General features: G+C 69.8%; 17 protein-coding genes and 1 pseudogene. 13 read left to right on the top strand and 5 right to left on the bottom strand.

The window, feature by feature from the left end; all coding sequences use genetic code 11:
• Window positions 1-804, bottom strand: an 804-nt coding sequence (locus tag Ari01nite_RS47170) for a cellulose-binding domain-containing protein (protein WP_203791025.1), incomplete at its 3' end; no start/stop codon positions are given.
• Window positions 805-1,004: 200 nt separating this feature from the next.
• Here Ari01nite_RS47170 and Ari01nite_RS47175 point away from each other — a divergent pair.
• Both Ari01nite_RS47175 and Ari01nite_RS47180 read left to right on the top strand, forming a co-directional pair.
• Window positions 1,005-1,604 (top strand): hypothetical protein, encoded by a 600-nt coding sequence (locus tag Ari01nite_RS47175; RefSeq protein ID WP_203791028.1) that lies wholly within the window; start codon window positions 1,005-1,007, stop codon window positions 1,602-1,604.
• Between the two features lie 53 nt (window positions 1,605-1,657).
• Entirely contained in the window at window positions 1,658-3,217 is a 1,560-nt protein-coding gene (locus Ari01nite_RS47180) for a sensor domain-containing diguanylate cyclase (protein ID WP_239163640.1), read from the top strand.
• 1 nt (window position 3,218) lies between these two features.
• Here Ari01nite_RS47180 and Ari01nite_RS47185 read toward each other — a convergent pair whose 3' ends face one another.
• Both Ari01nite_RS47185 and Ari01nite_RS47190 read right to left on the bottom strand, forming a co-directional pair.
• Window positions 3,219-3,845 (bottom strand): hypothetical protein, encoded by a 627-nt coding sequence (locus Ari01nite_RS47185; protein ID WP_203791030.1) that lies wholly within the window; start codon window positions 3,843-3,845, stop codon window positions 3,219-3,221.
• 66 nt (window positions 3,846-3,911) lie between these two features.
• The gene (locus Ari01nite_RS47190; RefSeq protein ID WP_203791032.1) at window positions 3,912-4,424 is read right to left on the bottom strand and encodes a GNAT family N-acetyltransferase; all 513 of its coding nucleotides are present in this window, start codon (window positions 4,422-4,424) and stop codon (window positions 3,912-3,914) included.
• A gap of 61 nt (window positions 4,425-4,485) precedes the next feature.
• Here Ari01nite_RS47190 and Ari01nite_RS47195 point away from each other — a divergent pair, with 61 nt between their 5' ends.
• From Ari01nite_RS47195 to Ari01nite_RS50665, 6 genes and pseudogenes are all read left to right on the top strand, one after another.
• Window positions 4,486-5,052: a hypothetical protein gene (locus Ari01nite_RS47195; protein WP_203791034.1), complete on the top strand. Its 567-nt coding sequence runs from the start codon at window positions 4,486-4,488 to the stop codon at window positions 5,050-5,052.
• Window positions 5,042-5,737: a beta/alpha barrel domain-containing protein gene (locus Ari01nite_RS47200; RefSeq protein WP_203791035.1), complete on the top strand. Its 696-nt coding sequence runs from the start codon at window positions 5,042-5,044 to the stop codon at window positions 5,735-5,737. The genes Ari01nite_RS47195 and Ari01nite_RS47200 overlap by 11 nt, the downstream gene beginning before the upstream one ends.
• 502 nt (window positions 5,738-6,239) lie before the next feature.
• A complete protein-coding gene (locus Ari01nite_RS47205) occupies window positions 6,240-7,064 on the top strand; it encodes a metallophosphoesterase family protein (RefSeq protein ID WP_239163641.1) in 825 nt (274 codons plus the stop codon).
• Window positions 7,065-7,157: 93 nt separating this feature from the next.
• Window positions 7,158-8,615: a glycoside hydrolase gene (locus tag Ari01nite_RS47210; RefSeq protein WP_203791037.1), complete on the top strand. Its 1,458-nt coding sequence runs from the start codon at window positions 7,158-7,160 to the stop codon at window positions 8,613-8,615.
• Window positions 8,612-9,475: a family 43 glycosylhydrolase gene (locus tag Ari01nite_RS47215; RefSeq protein ID WP_203791038.1), complete on the top strand. Its 864-nt coding sequence runs from the start codon at window positions 8,612-8,614 to the stop codon at window positions 9,473-9,475. The genes Ari01nite_RS47210 and Ari01nite_RS47215 overlap by 4 nt, the downstream gene beginning before the upstream one ends.
• Window positions 9,476-9,563: 88 nt before the next feature.
• Window positions 9,564-10,547, top strand: a pseudogene (locus Ari01nite_RS50665) (MFS transporter); the annotation flags it as partial.
• Window positions 10,548-10,695: 148 nt separating this feature from the next.
• Here the strand turns inward: Ari01nite_RS50665 and Ari01nite_RS47220 are convergent.
• On the bottom strand, window positions 10,696-13,026 hold the full coding sequence (locus Ari01nite_RS47220) for an ATP-dependent Clp protease ATP-binding subunit (protein ID WP_203791048.1): 2,331 nt from the start codon (window positions 13,024-13,026) through the stop codon (window positions 10,696-10,698).
• A gap of 222 nt (window positions 13,027-13,248) precedes the next feature.
• Here Ari01nite_RS47220 and Ari01nite_RS47225 point away from each other — a divergent pair, with 222 nt between their 5' ends.
• The 4 genes from Ari01nite_RS47225 (at window position 13,249) to Ari01nite_RS47240 (ending at window position 19,832) form a co-directional block, all read left to right on the top strand.
• Window positions 13,249-14,037 (top strand): hypothetical protein, encoded by a 789-nt coding sequence (locus tag Ari01nite_RS47225; RefSeq protein WP_203791039.1) that lies wholly within the window; start codon window positions 13,249-13,251, stop codon window positions 14,035-14,037.
• A gap of 230 nt (window positions 14,038-14,267) precedes the next feature.
• On the top strand, window positions 14,268-14,894 hold the full coding sequence (locus Ari01nite_RS47230; protein WP_203791040.1) for a hypothetical protein: 627 nt from the start codon (window positions 14,268-14,270) through the stop codon (window positions 14,892-14,894).
• Window positions 14,891-18,043, top strand: coding sequence for an ATP-binding protein (locus Ari01nite_RS47235; RefSeq protein WP_203791042.1), 3,153 nt, complete (start codon window positions 14,891-14,893; stop codon window positions 18,041-18,043). The genes Ari01nite_RS47230 and Ari01nite_RS47235 overlap by 4 nt, the downstream gene beginning before the upstream one ends.
• Window positions 18,044-18,071: 28 nt before the next feature.
• The gene (locus Ari01nite_RS47240) at window positions 18,072-19,832 is read left to right on the top strand and encodes an AIPR family protein (protein ID WP_203791044.1); all 1,761 of its coding nucleotides are present in this window, start codon (window positions 18,072-18,074) and stop codon (window positions 19,830-19,832) included.
• Window positions 19,833-20,170: 338 nt separating this feature from the next.
• On the opposite strand, the gene Ari01nite_RS47245 is transcribed toward Ari01nite_RS47240, so the two are convergent.
• A complete protein-coding gene (locus Ari01nite_RS47245; RefSeq protein ID WP_203791045.1) occupies window positions 20,171-21,448 on the bottom strand; it encodes a pectate lyase in 1,278 nt (425 codons plus the stop codon).
• Window positions 21,449-21,692: 244 nt separating this feature from the next.
• Between Ari01nite_RS47245 and Ari01nite_RS47250 the strand changes: the two genes are divergently transcribed.
• Window positions 21,693-21,958 (top strand): hypothetical protein (locus Ari01nite_RS47250; RefSeq protein ID WP_203791046.1); only part of this gene is annotated, 266 nt, incomplete at its 3' end.

Genomic DNA, 21,958 nt, shown 5'->3' on the forward strand with positions numbered 1-21,958 from the left:
GTCGTTCGGGCCGAGCTCGCCGTTGGAGGCGAGCGCGGCACAGTCCCGGCCGGGCAGGTTGTAGATCACGAACTGGATGTAGCCGGCACCCTGCGCCAGCGCGGCGTCCAGGTGGTCCCGCACGCCCATCGAACCGTTCGAGCTGCTGTTATCGGTGCCCTCGATCGCGGCGATCCGGTCGATCCACACCGCGGTCGGGTTGTTCGAAACTCGGTTACCGCCGGAGACCGACTCGGCCTTGGCCTTCCACTCCGGGTTCACGTAACCACGGACACCGGCGTACGCGTTGTCCACCCGGGCCGACGGGTTACCGGTCGGGCCGGTGGTCGGCGGCGTGGTCGGACCGGTGGTGGGCGGCGTGGTCGGACCGGTGGTCGGCCCCGTGGTGGGGACGCTGCCGTTGCAGGCGGTGCCGTTGAGCGAGAACGAGGTCGGCGCCGCGTTCGAGCCCGAGTAGTTGGCGTTGAAGCCGAAGTTGACGGTGCCGTTGGTGGCGATCGAAGACGACCAGCCGGGGTTGACCGCCCGGACGTTCTGGCCGGTCTGGGTGATGGTGGCGTTCCAGCCCTGGGTGACCTGCTGGTTGCCAGCGTAGGCCCAGGTCAGGTTCCAGCCGCCGGAGATCGGGTCACCCAGGTTGGTGACGGTCACGTTGGCGGTGAATCCACTGCTCCATTGATTGACCGTGTAGTTGACCGAACAGCCGGCGGCCGCGCTCGCGCTGGTAGCGACGGCAATGCCGGCCCCAGCCACGAGTGCGAAAGCAGCGGCCGCGGTCATCCCGCGGGTGAAGCGAGGTCTCATGTGGTGGCTCCTCGAGACATGCGACGGCGCTCCCTGGCGCCAGGGGGATCAGCCGGGAACCGCATCGAGGGGCATCGCTCCCCGGCTGTCCGTAGAGCATTACATGGGAGCGCTCCCACCGCAATCACTCAGACACCACACAGAAACATTTGTTTACCCGGCCCCCGTAGGGACTGGCCCCGGTGGCCTATAACGGACCCATGCTGAGTTACCAGCTCACGGAGGCGTTGGCCGAGGTCCCGGGCGTAGAGGCGACGATACGCCGGGGTTTGCTGCACATCCACGTCCCGGAGCTGGGAGACACCGCGAGTTTGGATCCGGACGACGTTATAGAGGCAAACGACGTCTTTGTCCCGACCAAGAAACCGGCCGTTCAGCTGGACATCAAGCGTGGCCGCGAGGTGGTCCCGCTGATTGTCACCGTCGGTGACCTGGTTTTCACGCCCACGTACGCCGACAGCGTGCTCGCCCCCGGCGCCGCGTTCCGGGTGCCGGCGATGCCCGGCCTGATCGCCTACTCCGAGATGCACCGCGACGTGCGCGCCCTCGGCAAGGCGATCGACGACCCGGCCCTCGACCCGGAGACACTGGCCGCCACCCTGCTGGCGCACCGCTGCTTCCTGCGCGGCGCCACCCGGGTCGGCCTGTGGCCGGTCCGGGTGGCCGCCTGGTGGGAATATTCGTATGCCAGCGCCGCCCGGCGGATCGCGCTGCCGGATTTCCGCCCCGACGAGGAGTGGGACGACCTGATGGCGTCGGTGGCCGAGGCCCGCGAGCAACAGAGTCAGAGCCCGGTCTAGTTTCCCGGCGCTCGAGCCTCAACCCGGGGACCCGGCTGCCGACTCATATGGCCATGAGCGTGAGCAGTGGGGTGCGGCCGACCGGTGCGGTCCTCGGCATGTCCGTAGCGCACGAAGACATCGAGGATGCGCAAGACGTCCTGATGGCCGAACTCGTCGCGTTCATGACCAAGGACACCCCGTCGGTGCAGCACGTGCTCGACCTGACCGAGCCGCACCTGAGCCGGGCCGGCGGGCTGACCGCCGCCACGGTCTTCGAGCTCGACTCGGAGACCGGCCTGCTCAACCCCACGGCCCGGTTCGGACCGGCGGGCAACCGCGACATGCTCACCGCCGGCAAGGTGTTCCGCCAGGCGGCCGGTGCGGCGCCGCTGGTCGACGGCGAGAAGATGGCGATCCGGCTGCGTATCGGCGGGCAGACCGTCGGCGTGCTGCTGCTCACCGGCACCGGACTGGCCGAGTTGCGCCCGCCCACGCTGGCCACCCTCGCCCTGCACTTCGCCACCACCCTGCAGGGCCTGGCCGCCGAGAAGCAGCGGCAGTTCCTCTCGCACGTCTCCGGCACCATCCGGCGGCTGTTCGAGCAGGGCATGGAGGCGACCACGGTCGAGGCGGCCGGCCAGATTCTCGCGGCTTCCGCCGCGGAGGCCTTCCGCACCGAGTTCGGCGCGCTCTATCTGGTGGACCAGCTGGGCATCATCCGGTACGTGCACAGCGTCGGTTTCCCGGAGGGCGACGCGAAGCTCCGTAGCCTGGTCGGCCAGCCAGCCGCCGAGTCGCCGGTGTGGCGGGCCGTCGCGGGTGGCAAGCCGGCCCTGGTCGGCGACGCCGCCACAGCACAGACCCGGCCGGGCGGGCTGATCAAGCAGATGGGCCTCAAGTCGTACATCGCCATGCCCATGCTCTCCGGCGGCGAAGGCGCGGTCGGCATGATCCTGTGCGGCGACGCCTGCGGCACCCGGGACTGGACCAGCCGGGACCGCATCCTGGCCGAGCAACTGTCGGTCGAGGGCGCCCTGATCGTGGACAGCGCCGGCATGCGCCAGGCGGCTCAGGCGCACGTCGCACAACTCAGCCACCAGGCGTTCCACGACTCGCTGACCGGCCTGCCGAACCGCTCGTTCCTGCTCCAGCGCGCCGAGATGGCCGTCGAGCAGGCGGCCGGCACCGGCACCCGGGCGGCGCTCATGCTGCTCGACCTCAACGGCTTCAAGCAGGTCAACGACACCGCCGGGCACCAGGCCGGCGACATGCTGCTGCAGCAGGTGGCCAAGCGGCTGCTCGGCGCGGTCCGCGACTGCGACGTGGTCTCCCGCCTCGGCGGCGACGAGTTCGCCATCCTGCTCACCCGCGACCCGGACGAGGAGGTCGCCACCAACGTGGCCGACCGGATCGTGAACCGGCTGCGCGAGCCGTTCACCGTCGACGGCGAGGAGGTGCGGGTCGGCGGCAGCGTCGGCATCGCCCTGTTCCCGGACGACGCGGCGGACTACGACGAGCTGATGCGCGGCGCCGACGCGGCCATGTACGAGGCCAAGCGGGACACCAAGATGCTCGGCGGCGGCCGCCGCCGGGCCACCCGCCAGGAGATCGAGGCCGAGGCCGCCGCCTAAGCTAGCCGCCGAAGAGTGCGGCCACCGCGAGGCCCAGGATGCCGCCGCCGGCCAGCAGCCCGGCGCCGAACCGCCGGGTCTCCGGCCGGTACAGGCACACGCCCGCGACCAGGGCGAACAGCGGCACCCAGGCCCAGTACATGACCGGCGAGCCGGCCAGCGCCGGCAGCACCCAGGACGGGCCGGCCGACGACACGCACGGGCCCAGGCAGCCGACCGCGAGGCCGGTGGCCAGCCCGCCGAGCAGGCTCCGGTCCAGGTACGGGACCGGCAGCGGCGGCGAGGCCACGGCCAGGATCGGGTCGTCGGCGCCGTGCCGGGTGAGGGTCAGCAGGTAGCCGGCCGGGTCGTGCACCACCAGCAGCCGCCCGTCCAGCCCCGCGGCGTCCTCGACCCGGCAGCCGGCGTCGCGCCACAGTTCGGCCACCGACCCGAACACGTCGTCGGCGGCGTCACCCACCTCGGGCAGCCGGCCGCCGCGGAGCACCCGCTGCCCGCCGGCTGCGGTCGCGAAGTCGGGCAGGCGCAGGAATTGGGCCGGCACCGTCACCACCCGCAGTCCCGGGTACGCGCTTACGGTCGTGGCCAGCCGGTCCTCCACGCCGCGCTCGGCCTCGTCCCTCCGCAACCCAGAACTTTGCGCCACTTGCGCAGAATGTCGCAAGTTGGCCCGCCCGTCAGCGCTTCCGCCGAACTACCGGAGCGGCCGGGTCATCATGAGCGCGAGATCGTCGCCGACCCGCACCGAGGCGCCGTGCCGGCAGGGCACGCCCCGGTAGGCCAGCCCGCGCCCGTCCGGCAGGTAGCCCCGGCGCAGGTACATCAGGTGCGCGGCGGTGTAGTCGGCGGTCAGCCCCACGCCGATCCCGGCGGTGTCCGACCGGGCGCCGATCAGCCTCTCGGCCGCATCCATCAGCGCCCAGCCGATCCCCCGCCGCCGGAACGAGGGCAGGACGTTCAGATCCACGATCTCCGGGATCTCGGCCACCCCGAACGGCGCGTAGGCGCTGTGCCAGACCACGGTCAGGTATCCGGCGAACCCGCCGCGCACGCCGGCCACGAACACCGCCCGGCTGCCGGTCTCCTGCTCCACGAGGTACCGCCGGTACTGCGCCACGTTCTTGCCCAACCACCCGACGGCCGCGAACGCCGCCGCCATCGGTTCCGGGTCGTCCGCCCGCAGCGATCGGATCTCCACCGTCGACATCCGACCATGGTGCGCGCGATCGCTACGATCCGCACCGACGTCGATCACAACGGGGACCCAGATGGCGCGATCACGGCCGGGCGGCGGCGACGGGGACAGCGACTCCCCCGATGCCGCGCGCAACCGGCAACCGGGCGGCGGCCGGGCCGCCGACGTCGAGGGACAGGAAAACATCGTGTCGGACGTCGCGGCGCGGGGACGCTCCACCGCCGACGGCGGCACCGGCGGGCAACCGGCGGCCGGCGGCGAGGACGGGCCGCAGACCGCCGGCACCACGACGCCCGATCCGGCGGCGCGGGCGTTCGTGGACGGCATCGCCGGCGACCCCACCTCGGTGGCGGGCCGGTCCGCACAGGACATCGCCGACCAGTTCCGGGCCGCCGGCTACGACGCGACCGTCGAGCAGAGCACCAAGAAGGGCACCTCGGGCAACGCCGTGCAGGTGCGGGTCGCCGGTCATCCCGAGATCACCAACATCCAGGTGCACCCGGGCGGTGGCCGGCACACACCGGAGGGCTCCGCATACTGGAAGATCTCCACGAGTACGGCCGGCAAGACCTGGGTCATCCCGGGCGACTTCCGGGGCGCCGACGATCTGGGCGGGAATGTGGTGCGCTATGACGAATAAGCTGATCAAGGTCGACCGGGTGCGCTCGGCGGGTGAGGCCCGGGAGGTCGAGGCGCTCGGCGCCGGGCTGGTCGGTGTGCAGCTGGCGACCGATCCGCGGTTCGCCGACGACCGGGCGGTGACCGTCCTGGAGGCCGCCGCGATCGGGCGGGAGCTGCGCCGGGCCGGGCTGGTCCTGGTCATGGAGCTGCGCGACGCCGAGCGGGTCCGCGACGTCATCGCCGAGACCGGCGCCACGCTGGTCCAGCCGATCATCGGGGTGGTGCCGCCCGCGGAGGTCCGGGCCGCGGTGCGCGACGCCGGGGCCGGAATCGTGTACGGCGGTGTCGAGATCGCCCACGACGACGACCCGGGCTGGGTGCTCAGCCGCTACACCGACACGCCCGGCCTGGACGCCGCACTGTTCCAGGCCGACGTGCTCACCGAATACCGCGACTCGTGGGCGTTCCTGCGCGACCGGGCCCCGGAGTTCGACGACGAATTCCAGATCGACGACCTCAACGACCTGGCCCGCAAGTACCCGCTGCTGGTCGGCCTCGACTTCACCCCGGCTAACGTCGGCGAGATCGCCGCGGCGCTGCCCGACGTGCGCGGCTTCGTGCTGACCATCGCCGACCAGGCACGCCGGGGTGACGCCCGGTGCCACCCGTACGCCGCGGTCCTGGACGTGCTGCGCGCGTTCTGAGCGGAGACGGGCTACGCATCGTCGCGCCGCACCACAACGGCGTTCCCGAGAGGCGCCGGCCCGAGCCGCCAGAACCGCATATCGCGCATTCCGCCCGTTGATCGGCAGATCTGCCGGACGGCGCTCCTCGGGCCGGGGCGCGACCACCGCCAGACGGCGGCGAGTGTCGGCTCGATCGTCCGGGCCGGGATCGCTGCGCTGCTCACCGGCGAACCCCGCCCCGACCCCACCTCCGCGCCCGGTTAAAGCGGTGGTTGTCGGATTTGTTCCGGGTGGGTTGCCGCATCGCGGGACGGTATGGCCGCGTGCTGGGACGGCGGGGCCGCAGCTGGGAGGGAGGGCCGGGGCTGAGACGGGCCGGGGTGGGATGGGCCGGGGCTGGACGGGCCGGGGCTGGACGGGCCGGGGCTGGACGGGCCGGGGCTGGACGGGCCGGGGCTGGGATGGTGGTCCGCCACCCGCATGCCGGGTGGTGCGGTCGCGGACCGGTTTACTGGTGATCGTGAGCGCCTCTCTGTTTGCCACCAGTGACCTGCATGTCTCGCGGCCGGAGAACCGGCGCATCGTCGAAGAACTGGTGCCGGAGTCGGGGGACGACTGGTTGATCGTGGCGGGGGACGTCGCCGACCTGTCGACCGACATCGAGTGGTGCCTGCGGCTGCTGCGGGAGCGGTTCGCGCGGGTGATCTGGGCGCCGGGCAACCACGAACTGTGGACGTTGCCGGCTGACCCGCTGCAGGTGCGCGGAGTGGAGCGTTATCAGGCGCTGGTCGAGATGTGCCGGCGAATCGACGTGCTCACGCCCGAGGACGACTTCGCGGTGTGGCGCGGCGCGGGCGGGCCGGCCGTGGTGGTGCCGATCTTTCAGCTGTACGACTACTCGTGGCGGATGCCGGGGCAGGACAGCAAGGAGGAATCGCTCAAGTACGCGTACCGGACCGGCATTGTCTGCACCGACGAGATGGTGCTGCACTCCGACCCGTACCCCCACAAAGAACTCTGGTGCCGCGACCGGATCGCCCAGACCGAGCAACGCCTGGCGGCCCTTGATCCGGATCTGCCGGCCGTGCTGGTCAGTCACTGGCCGCTGGTGCGGCAGCCGACCGACGTGCTGTGGTACCCGGAGTTCGCCCAGTGGTGCGGCACCGACCTGACCGCGGACTGGCACCTCCGGTTCCGGGCAGCGGTCGCGGTCTACGGCCACCTGCACATCCCGCGGACGACCGAGTACGACGGGGTGCGCTTCGAGGAGGTTTCCCTCGGTTACCCGCACGAGTGGGGCAAACGGGCAACGCCGCCGCAGCCACTCAGGAGGGTCTTTCCGTAACCCTTGGAAGAACCCCTGGACATCAGGCACCTTCTATGTGAACGTTCTCAATGCTACGAACTTGTTTCGAGCTTCTTACCGAGGAGAACGGGAATGGTCACACGGAGAGCCGTACTCGGCGCCGCCGCGGGAGCCGCCGTCGCCGGTGGTCTACTGCCCGGCGGCCCCGCCCGGGCGGACGCCACCATCGCGGTCCGGCCCAGCGCCGACTTCGGCGCCTGGGAGGGCTGGGGTACATCGCTGGCCTGGTGGGCGAACGTGTTCGGCAACCGGGACGACTTCGCCGACATCTTCTTCACGCTCAACGCGGTCGGTTACAACGGTGCCACGTTGCCCGGCCTCGGCATGAACATCGCCCGCTACAACCTGGGCGCGTGCAGCTGGAACGCGGTGAACGGCGAGAGCATGGTGGCGTCGCCGAACATCCCGTCGTTCAAGCAGATCGCCGGCTTCTGGCAGGACTGGAACAACACCGACCCGAACTCGTCGGCGTGGAACTGGAACGTCGACGCCAACCAGCGGGCCGCCCTGGTCAAGGCCACCCAGCGGGGCGCGATGAGCGAGCTGTTCGCGAACTCGCCGATGTGGTGGATGTGCGCCAACCACAACCCGTCGGGGGCGTCCGGCGGCGGCAACAACCTGCAGTCCTGGAATTACCAGCAGCACGCGTACCACCTCGCGGTGACCGCGCGCCGGGCCCGGGACAGCTGGGGCGTGAACTTCCGGACCGTCGACCCGTTCAACGAGCCGTCGTCGAACTGGTGGACCGCGACCGGCACCCAGGAGGGCTGCCACATCGACGCGGGCATCCAGCGCACGATCCTGGCCCACCTGCGCACCGAGCTGAACAACCAGGGCCTGTCCGGGGTGGCGCTCTCGGCCTCCGACGAGACCAGCTACGACCTCGCCAGGACGACTTGGAACAGCTTTGATGCAACAACCAAGGGCCTGGTACGCCAGGTGAACGTGCACGGCTACCAGGGCAGTGGCGGGCGGCGCGACCTGCTCTACAACGACGTCCGCGCGGCCGGCAAGGTCCTCTGGAACTCGGAGACCGGCGACGGCGACGGCACCGGCATCACCCTGGCCAAGAACCTCTGCCTGGACTGGACCTGGCTGCACCCCACGGCCTGGGTCTACTGGCAGGTGATGGATCCGACCGCCGGCTGGGGCGTGATCCGCTACAACGGCAGCACCGGCACGGCGGGCGTGGTCGAGCCGAAGTACTACGTGCTGGCCCAGTTCACCCGGCACATCCGGCCCGGCATGCGGATCCTCAACACCGAGAACGGCAGCGCGGTGGCCGCCTACGACGCGGCGAACCGGCGCCTGATCATCGTGGCGGTCAACACCGGCGCCGCCCAGACGTACACGTTCGACCTGTCCGCGTTCGCGACGGTGACCGGCGGCGTGACCCGCTGGACCACCGTGCCGGCCGCGGCGGACCGCTACACCCGCCGGACTGACGTTTCCCTGAACGGCAAGTCGGTCAGCCTGGCGTTCCCCGCTGCCTCCGTGCAGACCCTCCAGATCGACGGAGTGACCGCATGATCACAAAACTCCGCCGGCTCGCCGTTGTCCTGCTCATGGTCATCGGCGCCCTGGCCATCCCCCGACCGGCCTCGGCCGCGACCACGCTCGTCTACACCACGTTCAAGGGCGACGGCGCCGCCGACCAGGAACTGTGGGTCTACCAGTCGACCAACGGCGGCACCAGCTACAGCGTGCTGTCCGACACCAACTACCGGGGCACCACCGGGGTGCTGCGCGACCCGAGCATCCTGAAGTACAACGGGCGCTACTACATCGCGTACACGGTGCAGTCGTGGACCACGAACTCCACCTACTTCAACGTCGCGACCAGCACCAACCTGACCAGCTGGACCAACATCGCGAGCATCCCGTCGGGCATCGCGAACACCCGGTTCACCTGGGCTCCGGAGTTCTACGTCGAGGGCAGCACGGTCCGCATCATCACCAGCGTCGCGGCCACCACCTGCTCGAACTGCTTCCGACCGTACGTATACACCGCGCAGAACACCGCGCTGACGTCGTGGAGCGGCCCGCAGCAGATGTGGGGCCTGGGCACCAACCACATCGACACGTTCGTGGTGAAGTCCGGCAGCACCTGGCACGCCTTCACCAAGGACGAGACCGGCAAGTACATCGAGCACTGGACCACCACGGCCAACCTGCTCGAGGGCTGGGTCAACCGGGGCCGGCTGTTCAGCTCCGGCTACGAGGGCCCGTCCCTGGTCCGCCTGGACGACGGCCGCTGGCGCATCTACGTCGACCGCTACAGCACCGGCCAGGGCGTGTGGACCGCAACCAGCTCCGACCTCAACACCTGGACGAGCCTGACCCAGGTGGGTTGCTCCGGCTGCCGGCACGGCACCGCCATCCCCAAGTAGTCAACTCACGGCCGGCGTTCCTCCGGGGCGCCGGCCGTTCGGCACCGGGCTAGCCTCGACGCAGGTCAACTTGCCGATGGGGAGGCTCATGCCCGCCGCCGCGATCTTTCTCGTCGCGCTCTGTCTGCGTCCGGCGATCACCGCGGTGGGCCCGGTGCTGCCCCAGATCAGCGCCGACGAGGGGCTCGGCGAGGCGGCCCAGGGTCTGCTCGGGGCGCTGCCGCTGCTGGCGTTCGCGCTGATCTCGCCCCAGGTGCACCGGTTCGCTGGACGGCTCGGCTCGGAACGGGCGGTGCTGGCCGCGCTGCTCGTCCTGGCCGCGGGCGGCGTGCTGCGCTCGTACACCGGACATTGGGGTTTGTGGTTGGGCACCCTGGTGATCGGTTGCGCCATCGCGGTCGGCAACGTCCTGGTCCCGGCGATCGTGAAGCGCGACTTCGCCGCGAACGTCTCGCGCGCCACCGGCGTCTACACCGCGTTCATGACCCTGGCGGCGGCCACCGCCTCGGCCGTCGCCGTGCCGATCTCGGGCCTCGCCAGCTGGCGCCTGTCGCTGGCAGTCTGGTCGCTGCTGGCCCTGCTGGTGGCCGCCGCCTGGCTCCCCCGCAGCCGCGCGCCGACAGTGCTCACCACCGGCGCCCCGGAAGCCACCGGCAGCATCTGGCGCCAGCCCCGGGCCTCGCTGATCACCGCGTTCATGGGCCTCCAGTCGACCAGCTTCTACGTCCTGGTCACCTGGCTGCCCACCATCGAGATCGCGAACGGCGTGCCGGAGCGCACCGCCGGCCTGCACCTGTTCCTGTTCCAGGGCATGGGCATCCTCGGCGGCCTGGCCATCCCGCTGCTGCTGCGCCACGACGACCGCCGCACCCTGGGCGCGGTCGTGGCGAGCCTGCCGGTGCTGGTCGCGGTGCTCGGCCTGCTGGCGGCGCCCGGCCTGGCGGTGCTGTGGGCCGGGGTGGCCGGCCTGGGCCAGGGTGCCGCGCTGGTCACCGCCCTGACCTTCATCAGCCTGGGCGGGCGCACCGCCGGCGAGACCACCCGCCTGTCCGGGATGGCGCAGTCGCTGGGCTACCTGTTCGCGGCGACCGGCCCGGTGGCGGCCGGCGTCCTGGCCGAGCGGACCGGCGCGTGGCGGGCCAGCCTGGCCATGCTGGTCGTGCTGGCCCTGCTCCAGACGGTGGCGGGTGCCGCGGCCGGCCGGCCGCGGCACCGGGGGGCTAAACCGCGGCGGGCTCGCGGAAGACCAACTCCTCCCCCTCACAGTCGATCAGCACGTGCTGACCCGGACCCAATTCCGCCAGCAGGATCCGCTCGGCCAGGGCATCCTCCACCTCGCGCTGGATGACGCGGCGCAGCGGCCTCGCACCGTACGCCGGATCGAAGCCCTTGCGGGCCAGATAGTCGCGGGCCTGGGACGTCAGTTCCAGGTGGATGTCGCGGTCGCTCAGCCGGGCCGCGATCGCGGCCACCATCAGGTCCACGATCTGGCGCATCTCGGCCGCCGTGAGCTGCGGGAACACGATCGTGTCGTCGATCCGGTTGAGGAACTCGGGGCGGAAGTGCTGCTTCAGCGCCTCGCCGACCCGGTCGGGGCCGGTCCCGGAACCGAAGCCCACCGCCGCGGTGAACGTCGTGCCCAGGTTGGTGGTCAGCACGATCACCGTGTTCTTGAAGTCGACCACCCGGCCCTGACCGTCGGTGAGCCGGCCGTCCTCCAGGATCTGGAGCAGCGTGTTGAAGACGTCGGGGTGGGCCTTCTCGATCTCGTCGAACAGCACCACCGAGAACGGCTTGCGCCGCACCTTCTCGGTCAGCTGGCCGCCCTCCTCGTGGCCCACGTACCCGGGCGGGGCGCCGACCAGCCGGGACACCGTGTAGCGGTCGTGGAACTCGGACATGTCCAGCTGGATCAGCGCCTCCTCGGAGCCGAACAGGAACTCCGCCAGCGCCTTCGCCAGCGAGGTCTTACCGACGCCGGACGGTCCGGCGAAGATGAAGGAGCCGGAGGGCCGCCGAGGATCTTTCAAACCGGCCCGGGTACGCCGGATGGCCCGCGCCACCGCGGCGACCGCATCCTGCTGCCCGACCACCCGTTTGTGCAGTTCCTCCTCCATGAGCAGCAGCCGGGACGTCTCCTCCTCGGTCAGCCGCTGCACCGGGATGCCGGTCCAGGCGCCCAGCACCGCGGCGATCTGCTCGTCGCCGACCACCGGGTCCGGCCCGTCGGCCAGTTGTTTCTCCTGGTCGCGCAGCTCGGCGGCGCGTTCGAAGTCCTGCGCGTCGATCGCCGCCTCCTTGTCCCGGCGCAGCCGCACCGCCCGCTGGTCGGGGAGGCTGCCGATCCGCATCCGGGCACCGGCCTCGTCGATCAGGTCGATGGCCTTGTCCGGCAGGAAACGGTCGGCCACGTACCGGCCGGCCAGGGTCACCGCGGCTGCCAGCGCCGCATCGCTGTAGGTGACGCGGTGGTGTGCCTCGTACCGCTGTTTCAAGCCCTGCAGAATTCGGACGGCCTGGGCCTGGGTGGGCTCGTCGATCGGCACGGCCTGGAAGCGACGGGCCAGCGCGGTGTCCTTCTCGAAGTACTTGCGGTACTCGGCGGTCGTGGTGGCGCCGATGGTCTGCAGGTCGCCCCGCGCCAGCAGCGGCTTGAGGATCGAGGCCGCGTCGATCGCGCCCTCGGCGGCGCCGGCCCCCACCAGCGTGTGGATCTCGTCGATGAACAGGATGATGTCGCCCCGGGTGCGGCACTCCTTCACGACCTTCTTGAGCCGCTCCTCGAAGTCGCCGCGGTAGCGCGAACCGGCCACCAGCGAGGCCAGGTCGAGGCTGTAGACCTGCTTGGCCCGCAGCGACGGCGGCACCTCGTCCTGGACGATCAGCTGGCACAGGCCCTCGACCACGGTGGTCTTGCCGACGCCCGGCTCGCCGATCAGGACCGGGTTGTTCTTGGTCCGGCAGGACAGCACCACGGTGACCCGTTCGATCTCACGCTCGCGCACCACGACCGGGTCGAGCCGGCCGTCCCGGGCGCGCTGGGTCAGGTTTTCGCCGTACTGGTCGAGCAGCGTCGACGTCGGCGTCGTCGCCGGCGCGGGCTCCGTCGCCCCGGGCTGACCGGACAGAAGTTCAAGGACCTGTTGCCGTACGCGATTGCGCTCCGCACCCAGCTTGACCAGCACCTGAGCAGCCACCCCCTCGCCCTCCCGGATGAGCCCGAGCAGGATGTGTTCGGTGCCGATGTAGTTGTGGCCGAGCTGCAGGGCCTCGCGCAGCGACAGCTCCAGCACCTTCTTGGCCCGGGGCGTGAACGGGATGTGCCCGCCGATCGCCTCCTGACCCTGGCCGATGATCTGCTCGACCTGATGGCGGCACCCGTCCAGCGAGATGCCGAGTCTCTCCAGAGCCTTGGCGGCGACACCCTCGCCCTCGTGGATCAGCCCGAGCAGCAGGTGCTCGGTGCCGATGTAGCTGTGGTTGAGCATCCGGGCCTCTTCCTGGGCCAGGACGACAACGCGGCGGGCACGGTCGGTGAACCGTTCGAACACGACACTCACGTCCTCGCGGCGCGGCCCCACGCACCCCGCCCGACAGACGCACGCGTGCGTACGGAAACACGGAGGAGGATGACGTGCGCTGAGTCGGTGACTCTTGGCGTCGGGGCGGGGCCCGCGTGGGTGACCTCGCTACGCTCGTGCAGGCGCGCTGCCCGTCCAGGGTACAACGAACCCGGACCGCCGGCCCTACCATGACCGGGAGGGAGGACCGCGATGACCACCGCCGAACGCCGCCGCTCCGTACCCGACCGCGCCCGCCGCCGCGCCATCCGCGCCCTGGCCAGACAGCTCGGCGTGGCGTACTCGGTGGCCGCGCGCCTGCTCGCCGACGAGCACCGCGCGTGGCTGTTCGCCCATCGCGAACAACGCCCGTTCCACGCCCGCGTCCGCGACACCCGCGAGGCCGCCGACCTCCCCCTGGGCCGCGCCGCCCACCTGGCCGCCCGCTTCCCCCGCATGCACACCCCGGCCGGCCCGCTCTACGACGGCCGCGACCGGCAGACCATCCTGGGCATGCTCTACGCCGTACTGGCCCACGAGTCCCCTGACCTGCTGCCCGCCGCCGACGAGCTGGCCTGGGTAGCCGACCTGGGCGAGGAGACAGCCGTCGACATCACCTGCGCCGCCGTCGATCGTGCCGCCCGCCTGCTGCTCGACGACGACCGCTGGCTCCTGTGGACCAGGATCGAGGCAATGATCGCGGCCGGCGAGGCGGGCACCGACCAGCGGGCCCGGCAGACGGCGCTGGTGCTGGGCCGCGAATTGCGCGAGGTGAGCCTGCGAGGCTCGATGCCGGGCGTCCGGCACATCCTGGACGCGCTGCTGGTGGCGCCGTACGAGGGTCATGCACCGGGCGCCCGCATCGGCGCGGCCACGGTGGTGGGCGTGGTGTGGCCCCGGTCCGGCCCACCGACCGCCTACGAGGTCCGCCCGGACGGGGGCCAGACCACCCGCCGCATCAGCATCGAGCGGACCGAGCAGCCCACTGGCTCCGCGATATAGCGCCACCCTGGTCGCAGGCGGCGCCGGCCGTCCGGTGGAGCGTGGCTGAGCGGTGCTGACCTGCTAGCGCGTGATGTCAACCTTTGCTCCACATGCCACGAATATCGGCTACCGGACACCAGGCCAGGAATGCCTGGGACTTTCGGGGGCTCGCGGTAATTCCTCGCTGCCGCAATGATGCTCATTGCGACAGCGCCCGGACCGCACCCCCGAATCGGAAGATCATCATCATGTCTGTTGTCCTCGATACGCCTGCCCGGCAGGCCTTGGTCGCCCTCATGTTGCACGTGACCGAAGCCTCCAATCCCGATCTTCAAAAGCTGTATCGCGTCACGATCAAGAAAGCCACGCGTGATCAATTGACTGCCGAGAAACTGATTACCTGGAAAAGAGGGCTCCGCAGGGCGATCTTCCACGAGCTGACTGAGCAGGGCTGGATTCGTGCCCGCGAAGAGTTGACGTCAACGCCGCCGAAGGGCGTGGTGGGCCCCGCCTGGCACCTGCTCTACGGAACGTTCCGCCACCTCGACGCCGCGATGATCAAAAACGGATACCAGCTCTCGGACGTCTTCGCCGTCCGGGATCCCGGGCCGCTCTCCGTGGACGACCGGATCCGGCAGGCGTACCAGGAACTGGCCGGCCAACCCGGTGCACTGGTCAGCCTCGCCCGGCTCCGCGACGCTCTGACGGACATCCCCCGGAAGGAGGTCGACATGGCTCTCCTGGACCTGGACCGGCAGCGGGCGATCCAGCTCGAACCAGATCCGAACCGGAAGGCGCTGAGCGACCGGGCGAAGGCGGCCGCGATAGCGCTCGGCGGAGAGGACATGCATCTGATCACGATCGGCCCCTCATGATCGACCCGCGCGAGCGACGGGCACTCGAAGAACTACGCCGGCTTGACTGGGCACCAACCCAGGACGACGTCTGGTCCCGGCTCGACTTCCACATCGACGGGCTGAACCGCGACGTCGGCGCCGCGGTCGTCCGCGCCTATGAAACAGCCGATGCGAGCAACGGGGGCTGTCCGGTCGGCTTGGTCGTGCAGGGCCGGCACGGGGCGGGAAAGACGCACCTTATCCGGTGGGCCCGGGAAGAGGTCCAGCTCCGCGGCGGCTATTTCTTCCTGATGGGAATAGCCGACGGCAAGACTTTCTGGCCGAACGTGGTCTCGGCTCTCCTGCGCGGCCTGTATCGGAATGGATCTTATCGGCACCCGCAACTTGCAGTGCTTCTAGAACGGCTCGCGGAGATCGCCGGGATATCCAATGACCTGCGCCTGCGGGTGCGCGGTGCAAATCGGCTGACACCCGAGGCGCTCGATCACTTCGTCTCGGCATTCCGCCGGGCTGCGCCGGAGGTGGGCCGCGAGTGCCGGCATACGCTCCGGGCGCTGGTCATGCTGGCCTCGGCCGAGGAGGAGGCCAACGACCTGGCGGAGAACTGGCTCACCTCAGCGCAGGAGGAGACCTCGATCGGGCTGGAACGCTGGGGCGTGCCCACCACCGTCAAGCCGCCGCAACAGGTGGCCGGGGAGATCTCCCGGCTGGTCGCGTGCACCGGTGCGGCGATGTTCGCGGTCGATCAGATCGACCCAGTCTTCGCCCAAGCACGCACATCTGTGGTCGATGACGGTTCCGGGTCGGCGGTGTCCGAGCCGGTCGCGCTGGCCGCCGACCTCGGCGACGGGCTGATGAACATGCGCGACGAAATGAGGCGAACCGTGACGGTGGTGGCGTGCCTGCCGACCTCATGGACGCTCATCGAGCGGAACGCCACCGCCTCGGTCGGCGGCCGGTTCCGGACCGAGACCCGCCTCTCCCGGATCCCGTCGGCCGAGATCGCCGTCAAGCTGGTCAGCGCTCGCTTCGAACCGTTCTTCGAGCTCGCCGATTTCGAGCCGCCGTTCCCGACATGGCCGGTGGTCCCCGAGGCGTTCCGCGACGCTCCCGGCTTCACTCCGCGCGGGCTGCTGCAGCGGGTGGACCGGCACGTGCAGGCGTGCTTGAAAGCAGGCGAGGTCACGCTGCTTACCGACCTGACCGAGCCCGACCTTCCCGAGTCGACCTTGCCACCGCCGACCGATCTGACGGTTCTCGACGACCGGTTCACCCAGCTCCGTACGGAGGCGGTGGTCGACGCCGCGCTGGCGCCGGCGACTGAGGACCGGGAGATGTCCCGGCTGCTGGTCGCCGGACTGCAGGCCTGGACCATCGAGCAGGGTGACCGCCGGGGCCGGTACAGCGTCCAGGACGGTGGCGACGGCCGCCCGTCGATGCACGCATGGCTGCTCGAGACCCTGGACGAGGACACCGAGGACGAGGCGCACTGGTCGTTCCGCGGGCTGTCACACCGGAACGCGATTGCGGTGCAGGCCCGGCTCCGGCGGCTGCTCGACTTCGTCAACCTCGATCCCGCGATCCCCAAGCGGCGGGCTGTGCTGCTGCGCAACCCGGTGTGGCCGAGCGGCGAGGTCAGCAAGCGTATGAAGCAGGAGTTCCTCGATCGCGGCGGCGTGCTGACCACGGTGTCGACGGACGATCTGCGGACCTTCACCGCGCTCGCGACGCTGCTCGCGGAACACGACCCGGCCCTGCCGGACTGGTTGCTGGCCCAGCGCCCGGCCGGGAACACCGCATTGTTCAGCGAGGTGTTCGGGCCGCCACCGGACGACGCCGAGGCCCGCCAGCCCGGGCCCGACGCGTCCGGTGGGCCGGCCGGCTCACCGGTGGCGGCGGAGCCGATCGGAGAGCGGGTCGCCGAGCCCGCCACGGACGCTGCCCCGAGCCTGGACCTCGGGACCACGGCGGAGACCGGCTTGCCTGTACGTGTGCCACTCGAATCTCTTCGCAAGCATGCAGTGATCTTCGCCGGTTCCGGGTCGGGCAAGACCGTGCTGATCCGGCGGCTGATCGAGGAGTGTGCGCTGCACGGCGTCTCGGCCATCGTGCTGGACCCGAACAACGACCTGGCGCGGCTCGGTGACGCCTGGCCGGAACCGCCGAAGAGATGGCGACCGGGCGATGCCGCGCTGGCCACGAGGTACCTGGCGGGGACTGATGTGGTTGTGTGGACGCCGCGGCGCACCTCCGGACGACCGGTCAGTTTCCAGCCGCTGCCGGACTTCTCTGCGGTCGTCGACGATCCGGACGAGTTCGGCCTGGCCCTGGACACCGCCGTCGCGGCGCTCGCCCCCCGAGCGCGGATGGCCGGGAACACCGCGAAGGCCGACCGTGGACGCGCGGTCCTTCGGCAAGCCCTGGATTACTTCGCACGAACCCGGAACGGGAGCCTGTCCCGCTTCGTCGACCTGCTCGGCGGTCTGCCGGAGGGCGCCGCCTCGTTGGGCCGGGCGCGCGAACTGGCCGCCGACATGGCCGAGACGCTCCGGGCAGCCATGGTCAACGACCCGATGTTCGGAGGCGACGGCGAGACGCTCGATCCAGCAGTCCTATTGACACCCGCGCCGGGCAAACGCGCCCGGATCTCCGTCGTGAGCCTCATCGGGCTGCCGAACGACGAGCACCGGCAAAGCTTCGTCAATCAGCTTCAAATGGCGCTGTTCGCCTGGATTAAGCGACACCCGGCGGGTGACCGGCCGCTCGGTGGGCTGTTCGTGATGGACGAGGCGCAGACATTCGTACCGTCCGGGCCGATGACGGCCTGCACCGAGAGCACCGTCGCCCTGGCGAGCCAGGCCCGGAAATACGGGTTGGGTCTGATTTTCGCAACCCAGGCACCGAAGGGCATCCACAACCGCATCACCGGCAACGCCGCGACCCAGTTCTACGGCTTCCTGAACAGTCCGGTCCAGATCGCCGCGGCGCGCGAGGTCGCGGCGGCCAAGGGCAGCGCGGTCCTCGAGATCTCGCGTCTGGAAGCCGGCCAGTTCTACGCCGTCGGCGAGGGAACGCCCTTCCGCAAGGTTGCCGTTCCGATGTGCCTGTCGTATCACCCAGCAAGCGCACTGAGCGCCGAAGAGGTACTGGCGCGCGCCCGGGCGTGAGCCGCCGCCGACGTATCGAGGAGCAGGGATGGACATCGTCGTCGAAGGCCTCGTGAAACAGTTCCGGGCCGATCACGACCTCGACGCGCTCGCGACCGACGAGGCGTTCGAGGCGTTCGCGGGCTTCTGCGTGCTCAGCTCGTTCTACGAGAGCGACTTCACGCCGGACGTTTTCCGGATGGGCGGCGGCAACGACTACGGCATCGATGTGTACGGCATCCTGATCAACGGTGTCCTGCTGCGCGACGCGGCCGACGTGCGAGCAGCCACGGAACAGGCCCGGCAGCTGGACGTGCACATCATCGTGGTGCAGGCCAAGACCAGCCCGAAGTTCGAGACGAAGGTGATCGCCGACCTGGCGGACAACCTCACCCATGTGGTCGGCACCGGCGAACTGCCCTATCCCGCGTCGCCCGACGTCGGCAATCTGCGCGCCTGCCTCGACGCGGTCTACCACAACATTGCCAAGTTCTCCGGCGGCCGGCCTCGTCTGCACGTCCGATATGTCACCACCGGCAATCAGGTGGCCGAGATGCTGCACCGCAAGGCGGCATCGGCCGAACGCAACCTGATGCGCCCGGGACGATTCGACGCCGTCGAGGTCCGGTGCGTGACCCGCGACGAGCTGTGCGAGCTGTACAAGCGGGCGACCCAGGCCGTCCCGGCGACGTTCGAGATGCCCAAGAAGATCTCGCTGCCCCGCATGCCGGGGGTCGAGGAATCCCTGCTCGGCCTGCTGTCCGCGCGGGAACTTGTGACCAAGGTGCTGACCGACCCGACCGGGCATATCCGCAAGGCGCTGTTCCACGAGAACGTGCGGGACTTCCAGGGCTACAACGGCGTCAATGCCCAGATCCGCGATACGGTCCGCGACGAACACGGGCACCGCCGGTTCGCGGTGCTGAACAACGGTGTCACCATTGTCACCCGCAATCTTCGCGTCGTCGGCGACGAGGTGCACATCCGGGACTTCCAGGTGGTCAACGGCTGCCAGACCTGCCATGTGCTGTTCGACGAGCGGTCCCGGCTGTCCGACGAGGTGCAGATCAGCGTGCGGGTCGTACACAGCGAGGACGAGCAGGTCATCGCCGGCATCATCGCGGCGACCAACCGACAGACCGCCGTGAGCGAGGACGATCTGTCCTCCCGGGAGGACTTCCACAAACGGCTGGAGGACTGGTTTGCCGCGCAGGAGCCCGCCCGGCGGCTCTGGTACGAACGACGGTCCAAGCAGTACGCGACCCGGCAGGACGTCGAGAAGACCAGGGTGATCAACCGTGCGCAACTCACCCGCGCGTACGCGGCCATGTTCCTCGGAGCGCCGTCGGAGGTTGGCCATTACCGGGAGCTGACGACGCAGCGCCGCGATGAGTTGTTCCAGCCGGACCACGTGCCGGACCCGTACTACGCGGCTGCCGCCATGCATTACCGCATCGAATGGCTGCTACGAACACGACGGATCGGGACGGCATTCCGGCCCGCCCGCTATCACCTCATGGCGGCACTGCGCTGGCAGCTGCTGGGACCGGACCGGCTGGCCGTGAACCCGCGGCGGGCCGCCGAGCAGTGTCGCCGGCTGGTCGACCTCGTCTGGGATCCCGGCGCGACCGAGCGGGCGGTGGTGAAGCTCCTGCCGGTCTTCACGCAAATCATGGCTGCGGAGGAGTCTGCGGGGGTGCCACCCGGTGAGATGGTGCGCAATCGCCGGTTCGCCGAGGCGGTACGCAGCGCCCTGCTACCGTCCGGACGCAGCGACCAGGCAGCGACGGAGGTCAAAGCGCGCCGATGACGCGGTTGCGGCCGGTGTGCTTGGCCTCGTACAAGCGCTGGTCGGCCAACGCCAGCAGCGGCGTCTCGCCGGCCGCCGCCACCCCTACGCTCACCGTTCGCCTCGGCGCGGGCCCGGTCGTCACCGGTCTCGAGCACGGCGGACGCGATGTGCCGGGCCGCCTCGGGGTCCGACGCGCGCAGCTGTTCGCGGCTGCGCGCGAGCAGTTCGGTGAGGGGTCACCCGCTGCGCAAGACCGACCATGCTCGTCGTCATCGGGCGGGCCGGGTCTCAACCTGAGAAAGAACACGGGGTGTGCTCGGCCGAAGCCGGGCACACCCCGATCAGATCAAAACCACTTACTGGTACGTGATGTCCGAGGACGAGTACTTGCAGTACGTCCCGTCGGCACCGGAGCCGGTCTTGGTGGGCTCGTTGCCGCTGTTGTTGCCGGTGAAGCGGTCACAGATCGAGATCTTCTTGGAGCTGTCACCGACGATGATGATGCCGCTGAACGTCGCGGTGTCACCGTAGTTGGTGTTGATGCCGGCGACCGACGAACCCGGCGCGGTGAGCTTGGTGTTCTTGATGATCACCGTGCGCTTGTACTGGGTCGAGCAGTTGCCGCAGGAGCGGTACAGCTTGCCGAAGTTCGACACCTGGAAGTTCTGGATCGTCAGCGTGCCGGCACCGTTGTGCTGGAACACCTTGTCCGTGGCGGAACGGGCGCCGCCGCCGTCGACCAGGAAGGTCGGCGAGCCGCTGCCGCGGAAGGTCGCGGCGTCCTCGCCCACGTCGAGCCACCAGACGTTGCGCAGGGTGCAGGAGCCGTCGCAGTGCACGCCGTCACCGGCGGGCGCGCCGATGATGACGTTCTGCAGCGTGGCGCCGTTCGCCAGCTTGAACATCGGGTCCTGGCTCTCGCTCTGGCCGCCGTCGCCGATGCCGTAGTAACGCTTGAGGCCACCGTCGAACGTGCCGGAGACGCTGGTCGTCGAGCTGACCTTGACGCTGCCGGTCTCGCTCGGCCACGGGGCGTTCGGGCCGGTGGTGCCGCCGCCGCTGCCGCCACCCGAGCTGCTGCCGATCTTGATCAGCTTCCACTGCTGGTTGGCACCGTTGATGTCGGCGTACTGCACGGCGTTGCCGCCGTCGGCGGTGGACCACTCGAAGATCTCGAGGGCCTTACCGCTGTTCCGGTTGATCAGCTGGATGTTGCCGCTGATGTCCTGGATGCTCCAGTACTGGCTGTACGCGTTGCGGTCGCCGTTGGAGACCACGGCCTGGGCTCCGTCGGCGGTCGACGAGCCGGAGATGTTCACGACCTTGCCGCTGTGCTTGACCTGGAGGCGGTAGAAGCCACTACCCATGTCCAGGAACTTGAACTGCTGCCAGTCGCCGTCGTTGCGGGCCCACTGGTTGAGCTTGGCGCCGTCGGCGGTGGAGAAGTTGTAGACCTCGAGCACCTTGCCGCTGTTCGCGTTCTGCAGCACGTAGTAGGCGTTGGTGTCGATGCTGGCGGCGGAGGCCTGGTTGGCCACGGTCACGCCGACGGCGCCGAGCGCCGCGGTGGTGAGCGCCGTGAGCGCGACGACGCCGAGCCGGCGTCGTCGGTTCTTGGGCGGGTTGTCGAGCAAGTCGATCTCGCTTTCGTCGCACGAGCCGGTCGGGGCCGGCTTGTGGGGGCGGGCGTCGGGCGACCGGTGGGCTGACCGGGGCACGGGAGCACAAGTCACTACGCGTGTCCGCGGTGGGGGCGGTATCGGTGGAGGAACTCGCCCCCTGCGAGCGTCCGACGCTTGAACAGTAAACGAGAGATCGATGGACTCAACTACCGGCCCGCGTCCAGGAATGCGCTTTCCCCTGCGGGTTTGAAAAAACATGGCCCTTGATCAGCTAAATGACCAAAAAGTTGCCTGCGAACTTCAACTATTTTTCGATCTATCTGCACAGTTACTCAGTGTTCGCATCAGCCGCCTGTCGGACGCGGCACCGGACCACGTGAGCAATATCAAAGCTTCGTCCAATTACTGCCGGATTGCGATCCATTACGCACTTTGCGTCGTTGGCTTGGGCGGAAGAACGCGGAAGGGAAGCGGCGAGCCGGGAGGAGCTGCGCAAGCCGCCGACCGAAGGAAGGGCGACGC

It is taken from the genome of Paractinoplanes rishiriensis (assembly GCF_016862375.1).
In the GTDB taxonomy this organism is placed as follows: Bacteria; Actinomycetota; Actinomycetes; order Mycobacteriales; family Micromonosporaceae; genus Actinoplanes; species Actinoplanes rishiriensis.

What these genes read in the sequence shown, in the direction of transcription:
- Ari01nite_RS47175 (WP_203791028.1), top strand. Translation starts at nt 1,005, where the DNA reads ATGCTGAGTTACCAGCTCACGGAGGCGTTGGCCGAGGTCCCGGGCGTA.
- Ari01nite_RS47180 (WP_239163640.1), top strand. Translation starts at nt 1,658, where the DNA reads ATGAGCGTGAGCAGTGGGGTGCGGCCGACCGGTGCGGTCCTCGGCATG.
- Ari01nite_RS47190 (WP_203791032.1), bottom strand. Translation starts at nt 4,424, where the DNA reads ATGTCGACGGTGGAGATCCGATCGCTGCGGGCGGACGACCCGGAACCG.
- Ari01nite_RS47195 (WP_203791034.1), top strand. Translation starts at nt 4,486, where the DNA reads ATGGCGCGATCACGGCCGGGCGGCGGCGACGGGGACAGCGACTCCCCC.
- Ari01nite_RS47200 (WP_203791035.1), top strand. Translation starts at nt 5,042, where the DNA reads ATGACGAATAAGCTGATCAAGGTCGACCGGGTGCGCTCGGCGGGTGAG.
- Ari01nite_RS47210 (WP_203791037.1), top strand. Translation starts at nt 7,158, where the DNA reads ATGGTCACACGGAGAGCCGTACTCGGCGCCGCCGCGGGAGCCGCCGTC.
- Ari01nite_RS47215 (WP_203791038.1), top strand. Translation starts at nt 8,612, where the DNA reads ATGATCACAAAACTCCGCCGGCTCGCCGTTGTCCTGCTCATGGTCATC.
- Ari01nite_RS47225 (WP_203791039.1), top strand. Translation starts at nt 13,249, where the DNA reads ATGACCACCGCCGAACGCCGCCGCTCCGTACCCGACCGCGCCCGCCGC.
- Ari01nite_RS47230 (WP_203791040.1), top strand. Translation starts at nt 14,268, where the DNA reads ATGTCTGTTGTCCTCGATACGCCTGCCCGGCAGGCCTTGGTCGCCCTC.
- Ari01nite_RS47235 (WP_203791042.1), top strand. Translation starts at nt 14,891, where the DNA reads ATGATCGACCCGCGCGAGCGACGGGCACTCGAAGAACTACGCCGGCTT.
- Ari01nite_RS47240 (WP_203791044.1), top strand. Translation starts at nt 18,072, where the DNA reads ATGGACATCGTCGTCGAAGGCCTCGTGAAACAGTTCCGGGCCGATCAC.